General features: G+C 34.3%; 16 protein-coding genes. 11 read left to right on the top strand and 5 right to left on the bottom strand.

The genetic code is table 11. The annotated features are described in order from the left end of the window. The first annotated feature begins 426 nt into the window (after positions 1-426). The 3 genes from J8281_RS14720 to J8281_RS14710 all read left to right on the top strand — a co-directional run bounded on the left by J8281_RS14720 (position 427) and on the right by J8281_RS14710 (position 3,054). Entirely contained in the window at positions 427-957 is a 531-nt protein-coding gene (locus J8281_RS14720) for an RNA polymerase sigma factor (protein ID WP_210198450.1), read from the top strand. 7 nt (positions 958-964) lie between these two features. Continuing rightward, complete coding sequence (locus tag J8281_RS14715) at positions 965-1,759, top strand: anti-sigma factor domain-containing protein (RefSeq protein WP_210198405.1); 795 nt, start codon at positions 965-967, stop codon at positions 1,757-1,759. A 110-nt stretch (positions 1,760-1,869) separates the two neighbouring features. Then, positions 1,870-3,054 (top strand): LETM1-related biofilm-associated protein, encoded by a 1,185-nt coding sequence (locus tag J8281_RS14710; protein ID WP_210198404.1) that lies wholly within the window; start codon positions 1,870-1,872, stop codon positions 3,052-3,054. A 30-nt stretch (positions 3,055-3,084) separates the two neighbouring features. Here J8281_RS14710 and J8281_RS14705 read toward each other — a convergent pair whose 3' ends face one another. Next, positions 3,085-3,705: a hypothetical protein gene (locus J8281_RS14705; RefSeq protein WP_210198403.1), complete on the bottom strand. Its 621-nt coding sequence runs from the start codon at positions 3,703-3,705 to the stop codon at positions 3,085-3,087. 5 nt (positions 3,706-3,710) lie between these two features. Next, positions 3,711-4,205, bottom strand: coding sequence for a sigma-70 family RNA polymerase sigma factor (locus J8281_RS14700; protein WP_210198402.1), 495 nt, complete (start codon positions 4,203-4,205; stop codon positions 3,711-3,713). Positions 4,206-4,500: 295 nt separating this feature from the next. Between J8281_RS14700 and J8281_RS14695 the strand changes: the two genes are divergently transcribed. The 7 genes from J8281_RS14695 (at position 4,501) to J8281_RS14665 (ending at position 12,495) form a co-directional block, all read left to right on the top strand. Beyond that, positions 4,501-5,796, top strand: coding sequence for an NAD(P)/FAD-dependent oxidoreductase (locus J8281_RS14695; RefSeq protein WP_210198401.1), 1,296 nt, complete (start codon positions 4,501-4,503; stop codon positions 5,794-5,796). Positions 5,797-6,522: 726 nt separating this feature from the next. Beyond that, the gene (locus tag J8281_RS14690) at positions 6,523-8,646 is read left to right on the top strand and encodes a TonB-dependent receptor domain-containing protein (protein ID WP_371812622.1); all 2,124 of its coding nucleotides are present in this window, start codon (positions 6,523-6,525) and stop codon (positions 8,644-8,646) included. A gap of 166 nt (positions 8,647-8,812) precedes the next feature. Further along, the gene (locus J8281_RS14685) at positions 8,813-9,436 is read left to right on the top strand and encodes a M48 family metallopeptidase (RefSeq protein ID WP_210198399.1); all 624 of its coding nucleotides are present in this window, start codon (positions 8,813-8,815) and stop codon (positions 9,434-9,436) included. Positions 9,437-9,450: 14 nt separating this feature from the next. After that, a complete protein-coding gene (locus tag J8281_RS14680) occupies positions 9,451-10,827 on the top strand; it encodes a 2TM domain-containing protein (protein ID WP_210198398.1) in 1,377 nt (458 codons plus the stop codon). An 18-nt stretch (positions 10,828-10,845) separates the two neighbouring features. Beyond that, a complete protein-coding gene (locus tag J8281_RS14675) occupies positions 10,846-11,154 on the top strand; it encodes a 2TM domain-containing protein (protein ID WP_210198397.1) in 309 nt (102 codons plus the stop codon). An 88-nt stretch (positions 11,155-11,242) separates the two neighbouring features. Further along, entirely contained in the window at positions 11,243-11,602 is a 360-nt protein-coding gene (locus J8281_RS14670) for a four helix bundle protein (RefSeq protein WP_210198396.1), read from the top strand. Between the two features lie 137 nt (positions 11,603-11,739). Beyond that, positions 11,740-12,495: a LytTR family DNA-binding domain-containing protein gene (locus tag J8281_RS14665; RefSeq protein WP_210198395.1), complete on the top strand. Its 756-nt coding sequence runs from the start codon at positions 11,740-11,742 to the stop codon at positions 12,493-12,495. 28 nt (positions 12,496-12,523) lie between these two features. Here J8281_RS14665 and J8281_RS14660 read toward each other — a convergent pair whose 3' ends face one another. Continuing rightward, positions 12,524-13,327, bottom strand: coding sequence for a 1-acyl-sn-glycerol-3-phosphate acyltransferase (locus tag J8281_RS14660; protein WP_210198394.1), 804 nt, complete (start codon positions 13,325-13,327; stop codon positions 12,524-12,526). 42 nt (positions 13,328-13,369) lie between these two features. Continuing rightward, positions 13,370-14,014, bottom strand: coding sequence for a CoA pyrophosphatase (locus tag J8281_RS14655; protein ID WP_210198393.1), 645 nt, complete (start codon positions 14,012-14,014; stop codon positions 13,370-13,372). Here J8281_RS14655 and J8281_RS14650 point away from each other — a divergent pair. After that, a complete protein-coding gene (locus J8281_RS14650; protein WP_210198392.1) occupies positions 14,008-14,766 on the top strand; it encodes a peptidylprolyl isomerase in 759 nt (252 codons plus the stop codon). The genes J8281_RS14655 and J8281_RS14650 overlap by 7 nt on opposite strands. Positions 14,767-15,279: 513 nt before the next feature. Here the strand turns inward: J8281_RS14650 and J8281_RS14645 are convergent. Further along, complete coding sequence (locus tag J8281_RS14645) at positions 15,280-15,996, bottom strand: RDD family protein (protein WP_210198391.1); 717 nt, start codon at positions 15,994-15,996, stop codon at positions 15,280-15,282. Between the last annotated feature and the right edge of the window lie 34 nt (positions 15,997-16,030).

The raw sequence follows: 16,030 nt of genomic DNA, 5'->3' as shown, positions 1-16,030 counted from the left end.
GTGTGATAAGCATCATCTATATCGGAATAAGATACTATAGTACTACTGTCTGGTTGAGCTCTTCGTCAGAGCTCGGTACAGGCTCAGTTGAAACCTATTTTACAAAAATGAAAAGTTCTCGACTGCTCTCGAACTGACCTCTATAAGCCCACTTAAACGTAAGCCGAACCGACCGATAGGAAGGTGCCAGATAGTGCGATTACGAAAGGTTTCGTACCTAGGCAAAATAATCTAATCATAAGCTCATGCTGAACGCATTTTTGGTATTTCACAACTATATAATTTTAGTGTATATGAATCTTAGCAGATATTCAGAAAATTATAAAACATGAATGTAAAACAGCAATTTTTTTGAGCAAATTGAAAAAAGTTTAAAACAGTTTCTTACTAAAATCGTATCTTCATACCCTTGTCAAATCAAATATGATGCAACCTACTGAACTTATCGCTGCTTTACAAAATCAAAACCAAGATGCATTTAAACGAGTATACGATATGTATGCAGACAATGTTTATGGTATTATTTATACGATTATTAAGGATAAATCTCTTTCTGAAGAGGTTTTACAGGATGTTTTTTTAAAAATATGGAAGAATGCAAATTCCTATTCAGAAAAGAAGGGACGTTTTTTTACTTGGATACTCAATATTGCTAGAAATGCCGCTATTGATAAAACGAGATCTAAAAGTTTTAAAAACACTTCACAAAACCAGTCTGCCGATTATTTCGTAGATATCTTAGAACACAAGGATAATTTTTCAAGTAAGATCGACGCTATAGGTATAAAAAAATACATAGCCTCGTTAGAACCACTTTGTAAGAAAGTAATTGATCTTTTATTTTTTAAAGGGTTTACACAAAAAGAAGCTTCAGAAGAATTGAATATTCCTTTAGGAACCATAAAAACAAGAAATAGAATTTGTATTGATAAACTAAGGAAAACCCTAGAAGCGTAAGTAATATATGGATATAAAAGCATACATAGCATCTGGTATTTTAGAACTTTATGTCTACGGCTCGTTGACAGAAAAAGAGAATCTAGAGGTTTATGAAATACTACAAAAGCACCCCGAAGCCTTAGAAGAAGTGAAACGCATAGAACATGCACTTGATCAATTATCGGCCGCGGTAGCACCAAACACGCTCTCATCTTCTTATAAAAAAATCGAACAAAACTTAGATGCTTCTACCGGCGGTATTATAGCTATAGACAGAAAAAAAACAAACTGGCCTGCCTATATTGGATGGGCGGCAGCGGTTGCACTTTTAATTGGTGTATTCTTTCAATCTAACAAAAATAGAGCGTTACGACAACAGGTGGTTCAACAAGAAATAGAAAAACAGGTATTAGAAAGTAAAATCATTATTGCTGAAGAAGAGGCATCCAAAACCAAATCTTTACTTGATGTACTACGCAATAAAACTTTAATTCGTGTTCCTTTAAAAGCACAAAATATAGATCCCACGGCTTATGCATCGGTGTACTGGGATAAAGAACAACAAAACACTTATATCGATGTAGCGGGACTGCCAGATCCACCACCTGGAAAGGTTTATCAAGTTTGGTCTTTAAAACTTAACCCTTTGACGCCCACTAGTATCGGGATATTGGATAAATTTTCTAAAAATGATCAAAAAATCTTCCTTCTAGCTAACCCAAATGATTCTGAAGCTTTTGGTATTACTTTAGAACCAGAGGGAGGTAGTAAAAGTCCTACCCTAGAACAATTATATGTTTTAGGTGCTATAGCGTCATAAACACGAAAGCAGCTATTCAAAACAATTGTATCACTTCTGCTGTTCATCTTATAAATATGCAGGATGAAGAATTAGTAAAATAAAACTAACTTTGTCCCAAAATTCAGCACATGAATCCTTCAACTTCTGGTTGGATAGAAAAGTTTCTAAGAGATCCTGATTATAATCAACAGATTGCTACAGGGGCTACAGATCAATTGTACACTAATCTTAGACAAGTTGGATTTATATACGGCACCTCTATCGCAACGACTATCACGAATAAGTCTGATATCATTTATTCTGAAGAGGAAAAAACCAAAGTCAACTTATTTACAGCTTTGGCAACCACCTATTATGATACAATCGAAAATGCAGAACAAGATGATTGCATAACTGCATTAATAGAATTTTATAGTTTTTTAGATACAAAAAAGTCTTTTTTCTCTTTTCCGAAGGTATTACCTGTTCATAAAAGCGAAAAATTAGAGGCTATCATCCATACTCGTATTCAAACTAATGAGTCTGCAGTTAAAAAAAATTTTAGTCATTTATTAACCAATGCACTACTTTTTATCGATGTATTGGCTTTTGATTATTATCTCATTCACGATAAAGATCCGTTCGAATATGCTTCAAAATTAGAAGAAATGCTTACCAATACCGTATTTCTGGCATTAAATTCTAAAGAAGAGCAAGATGATTACGATGAATTACTGATTAAACTATTTGCTTCTTCAGTACGATATACCAGTATATCTGTAGATAAAGAGGCTAGTTTTGATCAGATCGCTTTAAATGCCTATACCGATGAGCTAGAAAAACGCTACATTTTAGATCTTGCAAGTATGGCCGTTTGGAATGATAAACAATTAGATGCCGGAGAGCAAACATTTATGATAGCACTAGGTGCAGAGTTACAGGTGGATGAATCGGTAGTTAGAGAGTCGATTCATTTGGTTAAAACGTTCATTAATACACATAAAGAACACATATCGTACTTTAAGTATTCTCATCCTGCTTTGCACTTTTATCAACAAACCTCTAGAACGGTACGAGTACTGATCTTAAGAAACAAAAAACGATTGATCAAAGAAATTTCTGAGAGTAAAGATCTTATGTTGCTTTTAGGGCAATCTACTGTTCGTGATTTAACAAAAGAAGAGAAAAGGCAAATTAAACAGCAATTGTTGGATATTTGTAAATCAATCCCATCTTTAGCCATTTTCATTCTCCCTGGTGGTGGGCTATTGCTACCGCTTTTAGTCAAACTCATTCCCCAACTGCTGCCTTCTGCATTTAACGAGAATAAATAGTACAAAATCAATAAACAAGGTTCATAGATTTTATAATTCTAGTCTTTCAAGCTCTTTGTAGTTTTTTTTCAGCTTCCGGGTAAGAATTCCGTAAATTAATCGATAAAAAAGTGCTATCACTCCTATAAAAACTATGGTAACGAGCAATGTACTCACAATAACTATCCAAATGGGAGTATATTCGATAGTATCTCCTTGAAATTCATTAGTAAAGAACAACAGGTAAATGGTAGTAGAGATCATAAGTACCCCAAAAAAACTTAGATTGACCCAGATATAATTTTTAACCGTTTTTCTGGTATTTAAAATATTTTCCATTAATACCTTGGTAGAATCAGTAGTCTTAATTTTTTTATAATTAATATAAAACCGAATAATAAAATATAACAAGATAGTATAGGATAAGAGGGATCCAATGAATGAAAATATTTCGATAGAAGAATTCATGATTTTCGAGTTTAAACCCGTAAGTCTAAAAATAAGATCTAAAGAAGCCCAAACAATAAACTCCAAAATACTGATAATAAAGATCCACTTTACGATAGAAGATGATTTCTTTAATATCATTTGATAAATTTCTTCATAAGATAATCTGGGCAGTACGGCTTCTTGCTTTTTCCAGTCTTGTTTTAGCAATTCTAATTCGTCCATTGGGGTTAAGGATTTAATATTTTTTTCAATTTTGTTTTCACACGATTCATCTTTACTCTGGCATTAACCTCACTTATACCCATGGTTTCGGCGATATCTCTGTACGATTTATCTTCGAGATACAAAAAAACCAAAGCCTTTTCTATGTCGTTAAGTTCTTTTACAGCTGCATACATCAATTTTAATTGTTGTTCTACTTCATCATCATACTCTTCTGCTTTGATTTTAAAGTTTACAGTATCTATATCTGTAGTTTTCAAATTTCGTTTGGTTCGTCTATACAAAGTAATAGCTGTATTTAACGCTACTCGATACATCCATGTACTAAACTTTGCTTCTCCCCTAAACTTTGGATATGCTTTCCAGAGTTGAATAGTAATTTCCTGAAATAGATCGTTGTGCGAATCAGGGTCACTCGTGTATATTCTACAAACCTTATGCACGATATTCTGATTTTGCTCAAGGTTTGTCACAAAACTATGTTCTAATTCTTTATTCACGATTAATGATTACAGGATATAAGTAGTCTAATATATAATTCTGTTACAAATAAAATCTAATTTACCTTGCAAGCATTATAAATATCCACTTTCTATAGGCTAAATGCACTATTCAATTTACCTTTGTAAGAAGAGGTTTGAAGAAGTAATTTAAACTTGTATTCTGAACATATTAATAAGAGCATAACAAGTCTGATCCTTTTTATAATCTTATCTACAGATTTGAATGACGTTATTATGATGTTCTTTTACAAATCAACGCTTAATCAGATAAAAAAACTATACATATAAATACATGAACATCCCTTCTACCAATTTACCGAGACTAGTTATTATTGGTGGTGGTTTTTCTGGAGTAGCTTTGGCCAGAAAAATGATCAAAGAAAATGTACAACTGGTACTGTTAGACCGGCAAAATTATCATACTTTTCAACCTTTATTGTATCAGGTTTCAACATCTTCACTAGAACCCGATTCTATTGCTTACCCGTTACGCAAAATTATCAAACGTGGAAAAAATGCCTTTTTTAGAATGGCAGAAGTGGTACATATTGACTCAAAAAATCGAGAGATAAGCACAAATATTGGTAGCATTACCTACGATTTTTTAGTTATTGCCACAGGCGCTAAGACTAATTTTTTTGGAAACACTGCAATAGAACATAATGCTATGCGTATGAAAAACTTACCTCAGGCATTAAATTTACGTAGTCTCATGCTTGAAAACTTAGAACAAGCCGTAATTACTAAAGATCCTATCAAAAGAAAGGAATTACTATGTTTCGTTCTTGCTGGAGCGGGTCCTACCGGAGTAGAATTGGCCGGAGGTATTGCAGAATTAAAACTCAATGTGTTACCAAAGGATTATCCCGACATGGATTTTGAGGATATGGAAATTCATTTGATAGAAGGTGCCTCTCGCGTTCTTCCGCCCATGAGTGAACATGCTTCTAAAAAGGCCTCAGAATTTTTACAAAAACTCGGTGTTCAAATTCATCTCAACACGCAAGTACAAAATTATGAGGACAATCAGGTTACTACAAATACAGGTTTTTCTATTAGAACCGCTACGTTTATTTGGTCTGCCGGCGTAACAGGAGCACCAGTATCGGGTATAGCTGCGGCATCATTGATCGAAAAAGCCAATCGCTACAAGGTAAATGAGTATAACCAAATTGAAGGGTATCCTCATATTTATGCGATTGGGGATATTTCACTAATGGAAACCGAGGCGTATCCCAAAGGTCATCCCATGGTGGCACAACCTGCAATACAGCAGGGACAGCATCTCGCAAAAAATTTAAAGCGACATTTAAACGGTAAAGCAATGATTCCGTTTTCATATTTTGATAAAGGTGCTATGGCTACTATTGGTCGAAATAAGGCTGTAGTTGACCTTGGGAAATTTAAATTTGGTGGTTTTTTCGCCTGGTTCATCTGGATGTCGATCCACCTTTGGTTTTTAGTAGGGTTTAGAAATCGTTTTGTCACCTTTTTTAACTGGGTATATAACTACATTAATTATGATAAAGCTGCACGTTTAATAGTTCGCCCATTTAAAAATGACAGTAGTGCCATAGAGAAAGTTTAACCTTAACTACGCCAATCTACAGAAAAAAAATACAGCATTTTAATGGTCTTCAAAAATTAATTTTTGAAGATGATACCATTAATTCTTCTCTCGAAATCTTTGCTGCCATTGGTAGGAAGTTGAATATCTGCTATATGAACTTTTTGACTTACGTGACGCTGCTATACAAGTAAAAATTACTTCGCCTAAGTATAAAACCTTTCGCAGTCGCACCATCAGGCACCTGTATTAAAGCGGGAAGTCCCAATATCTTTTCGAACTCTAATTGCTAGTTATCGTATTGATAAATTACGCTTTTATAGTAGAGTACTTTTTTAGAATCGCTTTACTACATAGATAACGATTAATTTTAATTGCGAAACACCATAATTTTCTAAGTTAAACCCGTTTTATGCATTAAAAAATCTATTACGGCTTTAAACTACTGCAAAACCAAGCACTACGTTGTATTTTAAGTTTCACCGTAGCGATGCTATGCTGAAACTTAGAAAACACTCTTCCAAAGCTACATCTCGCCCAAAGCAATGCTTTGTCGTGCATTTTCAAACCTCATAACGAAATTCTAATGCATAAACCGGGTTAAAATTAGCTGCAATGTTTACAACTGATCCATCAATTTTGACAGTTGAGTCATATTGAATTTAATTTCCCTTCTCAATCCTTCATTTTTGAACCATTAATTTAATTTTTATCACTATGAGATCTATATGTACTCTTCTTTTCATAATGCTTCAATCATCAATAATTGCTCAAACAGAAATTTCAGGTACCATTACGGATACTAAAGGTATTCCTATCATAGGTGCTAATATTTATTTGGATGGCACTTACGATGGAGGCACCTCTAATGATAATGGTAGCTTTACATTCTCAACTTCAGAAATAGGCGTGCAAACCTTGGTAATTTCATTTTTATCCTTCGAAACCTTGTATCTTTCAAAAGAAGTAGAGGCTATGACTCATCTAAAGATAGTTTTAAAAGAAGATGTAAATTCTTTGGATAGTGTTATTCTAAATGCAGGCACCTTTGCTGCCGGGGATAATAGCAAAGCGTCGGTACTCACACCTCTTGATATTGTGACTACGGCAGGATCTGCAGGTGACTATATTGCAGCTTTACAAACACTCCCCGGTACGTCTAACGTTTCTGAAGATGGTCGCCTTTTTGTACGCGGTGGCGATGCAAGTGAAACCAATGTGTATATCGATGGTCTACAGGTGTTTCAACCTTTTACAGCAAGAACGGATAACATTCCTACTCGCGGACGCTTTTCTTCGTTTCTCTTTGAAGGCACCAATTTTTCTACGGGTGGATACTCTGCAGAGTATGGCGATGCATTATCTAGTGTCTTACTTTTGAATACTATCGATGAACCCGACCAGGAAACAACAGACTTACAATTTATTAATGTAGGCTTAGGTGGCGGTCATACAAAGAAATGGGAAAATAATTCGTTAAGTGTTAATGCTTTTTACGTTAATGTAAAACCTTATCAAAACATTATTGAGCAACGTGTGGATTGGATCAAACCCTACGAATCTTTGGCTGGCGAAGCCGTATTTCGACAACAATTTGATAGTGGCCTATTAAAAGTTTACGGAGGACTAAACTATGCTGATTTTGAATTGGTTCAAGAAGATATCAATGTGCCAGATGGAATCAATTTTGGCCTCGCAAATCGAAATTTATACCTCAATGCATCCTATAAAGGTAGTTTAGGAAAAGATTGGGATATCACTACGGGTGCAAGTTTTGCTAATGATCATAACAAAATTAACATTGCAACTACTGATGTTGATAACGATGAGAACAGCGCTCACATAAAACTAAAACTTAGAAAACGATTTAGCAATAGATTTAAATTAAGTATCGGAGCGGAACAGTTTTTGGTCAATTTTAATGAAACAGCAGAAAGCCCCGATTTTGATACATTTAGATCCTCTTTCGATAACAATAGCACTGCAATATTTACAGAAGCCAATATCTTTTTTAGTAAAAAACTGGCATTACAGCTAGGTGTGAGAGGTGTTCAAAATACGTTGATAGAAGATACAAAGATATCCCCAAGAGCATCTCTGGCATACAAAACATCGTCAAAATCTCAAATTTCTATGGCGTATGGAGATTTTTATCAAGCTCCGCAACAAGAAGTTTTAAAGTATACTTCTATCCTAGAACCAGAAAAATCATCACATTACATTTTTAACTATCTCTATCAAAACAATGGTAGAACACTTAGAGCAGAAGGGTATTATAAAAAATATCATGACCTAATCAAGTTTGATACCGAAATGCCTCAATTTAACAGCGACTTTACTAATAACGGAAGTGGTTATGCTGCTGGTGTTGACCTATTCTGGAGAGATTCTAAATCTATCAAAAACCTAGATTACTGGGTAAGCTATTCGTATTTGGATACCGAAAGAGATTACAGAAATTTTCCAGATAGTGCGACACCCAATTTTGCCGCAACGCATACACTTTCTTTAGTAACCAAATATTGGGTCGAAGATTGGAAATCTTTACTTAGCGCTACCTATAATTTTGGTTCTGGCAGACCTTATAATGACCCTAATGAAAGTGTGTTTCAAAATCAAAAAACACGAACATTCAACTCTTTGAACTTGAGTTGGGCTTATCTTATCAGCCCTCAAAAGATACTATACTTTTCAGTAACCAATGTATTAGACTTTAATAATGTTTTTAATTATCAATATTCAAATACCCCAAATATGAATGGAGAATTTGCAAGACAAGCTATTCGACCCAATGTTGACCAATCTGTTATTTTAGGGTTCTTTTGGACCATTAGTGACAACAAAACAGACAATCAATTAAATGATTTATAGCCTATCATCTCAATAAAAACTAGATATGTCAAATTACTTACAACATACACTTACCGTTAGGTTTGTCAACTCATCCTTAAAATCATACAATTCAGTCAGAATGAATTGAACTAAAACTACTAGTGAACGATCTTTACAATATCAAATAATCACAAAATTTATTACAATGAAAACACTACTAATAATCGCAACATTTCTTGCAGGATTAATCGCAAGTTCACAATCAAACTATGAAAAGGGAATGACCAAAGCTTTTGAATTATGGGAAAATAAAAACCCTGATCAAGCCATCAATCTTTTTGAGCGTATCGCCCGAGCTGAAAAAGAAAACTGGATTCCATTTTATTATGCAGCCAGAGTACATATCAATACCGCATTTGACTCGAAAGATGCAGATGAAATTGAATCTCGATTAAAGAAAGCGCAAGAATATCTTAACGAAGCCAAAACATTTTCAAAAAATAATGCCGAAATTTCTATTATGGAAGCTATGCTGAATATGGCATACGTAGCTTATAATCCATCGGTATACGGTATGACTCATTCTGCTAAAGTTGAGGAGTTATACCTTCAAGCCAAAACTCTAGAGCCAGAAAACCCTAGAGCGACACTTTATCATGCCGAATGGAAGATGGGCGGAGCCAAATATTGGGGTAAAGATCCAAAAGCCTTTTGTCCTGAAATAGAAAAAGCTATCTTGTACTTTGAGAAACAGTCGAATCACGAAACTCCATTTTATCCAACATGGGGAAAAGATCAAATCGCTAGAGTACAACAAAATTGTAAATAGAAAATATAATCGTAATGGAGAATCAAAATTTTGCAAAAGGTAATCTTTTAAAAGTCATACGAATTAGTTTCATTATTGCCATAATTGTTGAATTATCTTTTCTGCTCTTCAAAATAGGTAGACCGATCTCCTGGGAAAAAGAATTCGAAAATTTATTAATTCACTTTATGTTTGCTTTTCCACTAACTATAGTAAACGGGTACTTTTTTGATATCATAGGAGAATACTACACCTGGGAAAAACATCCTCGAAAAAGATTATGGTTTGGTGCTATTGGTTCTGTATTGCTAACGATGATAACTTTGGCTGCGATTCGAACTGTTATGATGGTGGGGATATACGGAAAATCATTTTCAGAATTTCTTCGTGATGAAAAATTGAGCTTTTACATCACCGGATTCGTCATTACGATGTTTGCCTCTTTGTTTTTTCACGCTTTCTATTTCTATAAAGAACTTCAGAAACAAAAAATTACTGAGCAAAAAATTATCGCAGATACGGCCTCGGCCAAATTTACGGCGCTTAAAAATCAATTAGATCCGCATTTTCTTTTTAATAGTCTTAATGTACTAACTTCATTAATAGAAGAAAATCCGAAAATGGCTCAAAAATTTACCACTTCCCTTTCCAAAGTATATCGATATGTTTTGGAACAAAAGGATAAAGAATTGGTTACTGTAGATGAAGAATTGAAATTCGCAAAAACGTATATGACACTTATTCAGCTGCGTTTTGAGGATAGTATTGTCTATGAAATACCAGAAAAATCAATTGACCCCGAAGCCAAAGTAGTACCACTGTCATTACAGATTTTATTAGAAAATACAGTAAAGCACAACATCGTGATGCCAGAGAAACCCCTGCATGTCAAAATTTATGAAAAAGACGGATTTTTAATAGTAGAAAACAACCTTCAACCCAAAGAAGTAGTAAAACAAAGTAGTGGGGTTGGATTAGGTAATGTACAACAACGGTATGCGTTACTTACCAAAAGAAAGTTTTCTGTCTACAAAACAGCAGAGGCTTTTATAGCAGAGCTACCCATATTAACAAAAAAAGTACAACCTAACGCTACAGAGATGTCACAAGGTAATGAGGTATCAGCCTTGGCAACTGATTCTAGATACGAGAAAGCCAAAGAACAGGTTCAAAAGATTAAGGAGTTTTATGCCAATCTAATATCGTATTGTATTGTTATTCCTTTTCTTATTTTTTTGAATTATACGACGACTGGCTTTATGATTCCGTGGGTAATTATTCCAATTATTGGTTGGGGAATCGGGATTATATTTCACTACATGGAAACATTTAATTACCATCCCATATTCGGCAAAAATTGGGAAGAGAAAAAAATAAAAAAGTACGTAGAAGAATCTAAAAGAAAATATTAACATTAAAAACTTACAATTATGAAAACTTTTGAAGAACAAAAACGATACGAACGCGCAAGAGAACGAGTAGAAGAATTAAAGAAATTTTATAATAATGTAATATCCTATGTATTGGTTATTGGATTTTTAGCTGGATTAAATTATTATCAAAATGAGTGGTATTATCCATGGTTTTTATGGGCTGCTTTGGGTTGGGGTATTGGTTTGACGTTTCATGCCATCAAAGCGTATAGAATTAACCCTGTATTTAATAAAGACTGGGAAGAGCAAAAAATAAAAAAATACATGGCAGAAGACCAAAATAAAAACAAACAGTTGTGGGAGTGAATTTATTAATGAATTATTGATCTAATAGGTTAATGATCTAATAAGGTAATGAAATTTTATACGAAAATGATTGTAAGATGCATAATGTATGGAAAAAAGTGAATTCATAAAACAGTTTAAAAAAAGAACGAAAAAACTATCATTAGATATTATTTTGTTAATTAATACTCGAAAAAAAACTGAAGCTACAAAAATAATCAGTCATCAAATAATTAAAAGTGCCACGTCGACAGCTGCAAATTACAGAGCTGCATGCATAGCAAGATCGAAAAAGGAATTCTATTCAAAAATATCTATAACGATAGAAGAGGCAGATGAAACTGTTTTCTGGTTAGAATTATTACAGGAGTCTAATCTTGCATCGAATCAAAATATCGTTCCTTTATTAGAAGAAGCCAATACAATTGTCAAAGTTTTGTCCAAAGCAAGAAAAAACACTTCATTTTAAGTAGTTTTCGAAAAAATTAAAATATGTTTAACTGCATAGAAAAGTTTACTCAATTATGTACTCCACTGAATCATTGTATCATTAAATCATTGAATCAATAAAACATTATACCATTATACCATTAAAAACTATAACCTATGAACGTAATTATTATCGAAGATGAAAAACCAGCTGCTCGACGGTTAAGCAGGATGCTTGGTGATTTACAAATTGAAGTACACACGATGCTTCATTCTGTGCAAGAATCTATAGAATGGTTTAGCAACCACCAACATCCTGATCTTATCTTTTTGGATATTCAATTGAGTGATGGCTTATCTTTCGAGATTTTTGATAACCTCACCATAAAAAGTGCGATTATATTTACAACCGCCTACGATGAATATGCTCTCAAAGCTTTTAAACTCAATAGCATCGACTATCTTCTTAAACCGATAGATGATGAAGAATTAGAAAGAGCGGTTCAAAAATATAAAGAGCAATTACCCGAAAAACAACAGTTACAGGTCGATTTTGAAGACATTAAGAAATTGCTAGTAAACCCTATGGACCGAGTATACAAAGAAAGGTTTACTGCAAAGGTGGGACAACATCTCAAGCTATTTTCTGTAGATGATATAGAGTGTTTTTATTCTGAAAACAAAGGAACTTATCTTTATACAAATGAGAAGAGAAATTATTTAATTGACAATACTCTTGAAGCCCTAGAAGAAGAGCTGAATCCTAAACAATTCTTTAGGGTAAATCGCAAGTTTTTTATACACATAAATGCTATAAAAGATATTATATCGTATACAAATTCGAGGCTACAGGTAAAATTAAATCACTTTAATGAACATGAAATTATTGTAGCTCGCGAACGTGTCAAAGATTTTAAATTATGGTTAGAATGATCTACAGGACTCTATTAGAAAAATGCGATCAATACTCCCACTGCCGCTTCTTGTTCAGTTCTTCTGCTGCCTCTAATTCTTCTTGTGGGATTACCTTTAAAAAAGAAGGATGCTGTTCAATGGCATATTCTAGCTTTTCTACAATATCATCTATAGAATCATTATCATAATCGATATCAAGAGCAGGTTTAATGACCATGGATTGTAAGATCCCTTTTTTCTTGATAACAACTCCTTTTTTATCAAAAGACCTTCTAAATCCGTCAATAACAATCGGGATTACAATAGGTTTATATTGTCTTATAATATGAGCAGTACCTTTACGAATAGGTTTGAACGGTTTTGTAGTGCCCTGCGGAAACGTTATCACCCACCCATCTTCTAGCGCTCTTTTTATATTGGTAATATCACTCATTTTTACTTGTCTGTTGATATCCTGACCTTTTTCTCTCCAGGTGCGCTCTACGGTTATGGCACCGGCATAAGCCAATATTCTTGCAAGTAATCCCGCTTTCATAGTTTCTTTGGCAGCAACATAATACAAATTCAATTTTGGTTTCCAGAGATACCCTATATTTTTGATAGAATCAGTTCTTCCACTCAAACTTGCATTAAATACATGAAACATAGCCACCACATCAGCAAAATAGGTTTGATGGTTCGAAACGAAAAGTACACCTTGGTCGGGCAAATCTTTAAAAATTTCGCTTCCTTCTATTTGTAATTCATTAAAACCTCGGTAACGTCTATGTGTAATGGCTCCCATGATACGGATAAGCCAGGTTTTCAAAAATAATATATGACCAAATGGATTTCTTTTAAATAATCCCATACTCAAAAAACCGGTTGTATTTAGAAGGGCAAAGATACAAAATCATTGTTCTAGTAATGTCTTTATAAAAATTTTAAGCTCGCTTAACATCATCGCGGTAGCCCCCCAAACAATATAATCATTTAGTTTAAAGGAAGGTACCTTTACATTTTGAGCATAAGATGTAGATAAAATTTGTGTACTAACCGTATGATCACTTAATAATTCTAACAGTGGGACTTCGATAACCTTGGCTACTTCTTCTTTTTGTAATACGAAATCAGGTCTGCTTTTTGTCCAACCCAAAAACGGATGCACCCAAAAATTAGATGGAGGTATGTATACTTTTGTCAACGATTTTAGTACATCGACCGTAGTTGTCATAACACCTATCTCTTCTTGAGTCTCCCTAAGGGCAGTTGCTGTAAAACTTGAATCGTAGGTTTCGGCTTTTCCTCCCGGGAGCGCAATTTGTCCTGAATGTACTCCTTCATACTCTGGTCTCAAAATCAAGGCAATATGGGTTTGTTCATCTTTAGGGTATAAAAGCATCATTACGGCGGCGTGTCGTGGATTTCTTTCTTCAATTTTAATGGTATTGAGCTCCTGAGTCCTCATTTCAGGCACCATTATAAAGTGTGAAGACGCTCCAGGTACCGACATTTTCTTTATTTTTGGAATTAAATCTTTAAAAGTTTCAAATGTCATCTATTCGATTTGTTTTTTTCTTTTTCGCAATACTAATGCTATTCTGCAATTGTGAAGATACACATTCTAAAAAAAATAAGAAGAGCGCCACACCAGAAACAACTAATTTTTCTAAAGGTGACACCAGCATTACAAAAAACATCTTGAAACCCGATGCTGTAAAAAATTTAAATACTGAAACAAATACATCTACCAAAGCACCATTTAAGCTTACCAATGACAATTTGAGAGCGTTTATGCAGGAGTACGGCGAGAAAAATCCTGAAACTCTGGTGCGTATTACTACAAAATTTGGGAATATTGATATTCAGCTCTACAAAGAAACACCAATCCATAGAGCTAATTTCATATACTTAGTGAAGCAACGTTATTTTGACGAAACCTTTTTCTATCGCGTAGCCAAAGGATTTGTAATTCAAGGGGGAAATAGTGATCGGCAGCAAATGGCCAATAAGCGCTTCGAGTTAGGAGACTATACCATTCCGCAAGAACCTGTAAAAAACTTACAACACGTTCGTGGTGCTGTAGCACTTTCGAAGCAGTGGGTTGACAATCCGGCCAATCGTTCTACTCCTTATGAATTTTTTATAGTAGTTGCCAAAAACGGAGCCAAACATCTGGATGGTGAACATACTATTTTCGGTAAAGTGGTCAAAGGCATGCCAGTTGTAGATCAAATTTCGAATGTTCCTGTCGATGGTAGTGAATGGCCGTTAGAAAATATCTTTATCAAAGCAGACGTGGTACAATAGGTTTTAGGTGTTAGGTTGTAGGTTTTAGGTTTTAGGTTTTAGGTTTAAAATTTTACATTTTATATTTCTTTAGGTCTCGGGTTTCTGGTCTCAGAAATTAGGATTTGGTTTTTATATATTTTAAACTTCTAACTTTTACTTTAAACTTTTACATTTTACATTCATCATTAAAGATTGACCTAGATATGACCCAAAATGTATTCGAGCTTCACCCCGATAGATATATAAACACCTCTTCTGCGTGAACAAATAACCCCTCTAAATCCATAAAAAACTTCTCTTGGCTGGCTATGCAAATTGTTAAATTCAGGTAATAAAAACTTAGAAACAGAGCAACTAAGATTCTTTGAAACTCAAAAACTAACAGACTCAAAAACTCAGATTCTTTGAAACTCTGAAACTCAAAAACTCAAAAACTCAGATTCTTTGAAACTCTAAAACTATAAAACTCTGAAACTCTGAAACTCAAAAACTCAAAGACCAACAGACAAACAAACTCAACACCAAAAACCACTACAAACGTTGCGTATAATAATTATAATCTGCAATAACCCTGTCGATGAAGTACAATGGTTTTTCTTGCGGTGCTACTTTCATGATAGTACTTATTTTTTTTGAAAGTTCGAGGATCACATGATGAGCCCCATCTCTTTTCGCTTCGGTATATAGCGTTTTTATAGTTCGAATTTCAGCATCACTAAAAACGGTAACCTGAGGATACACTGGGGTATAATCTTCAGGAATATCTACCAGGATAGTTTGGTTAAATCGAACCTTTTGTCGCTCACTTATAACAGTAGTACCCGCAGCCATATCGCCTAGACGTTGCCCCTTGCCTGTGAGTAAAATAGTAACAATGGCGACACCACCTGATGCCAATGTGATGTCAAGTAACCTAAGCAACCATCGAATCAGATAATTAGAGAATGTAGGTCGTGAGCCATCTAATCGAACTACTTTAATTTTTAAAGCAGCTTTACCCGGTGTTCTACCGTTCCAGAACGTTTCCCATAACAAAAAATATAAAAAGATAGGAATCCCCAGAATCAACCATAGCACCCAGGAATCTTGAAGACCTGAAGTAATGACTCCCGTTATAAAAGCAGCAATCAAGAAATAGCTAACCAAAATTAATAAGTCGATGATATAAGCTAAGATACGCTCTCCTATCCCCGCAGCATTTTGCTGTATACTCACATTTTGAGCAGTTTCTATTTGAAAATTATCCATTAATTATGTTTCTTTGAGCTTCTTAATTTATACT

It is taken from the genome of Aquimarina sp. U1-2 (genome assembly GCF_017897595.1).
Classification (GTDB): Bacteria; Bacteroidota; Bacteroidia; order Flavobacteriales; family Flavobacteriaceae; genus Aquimarina.
Note: the sequence above shows the minus strand (reverse complement) of the source record. Positions and strands in the feature narration are given on the sequence as shown.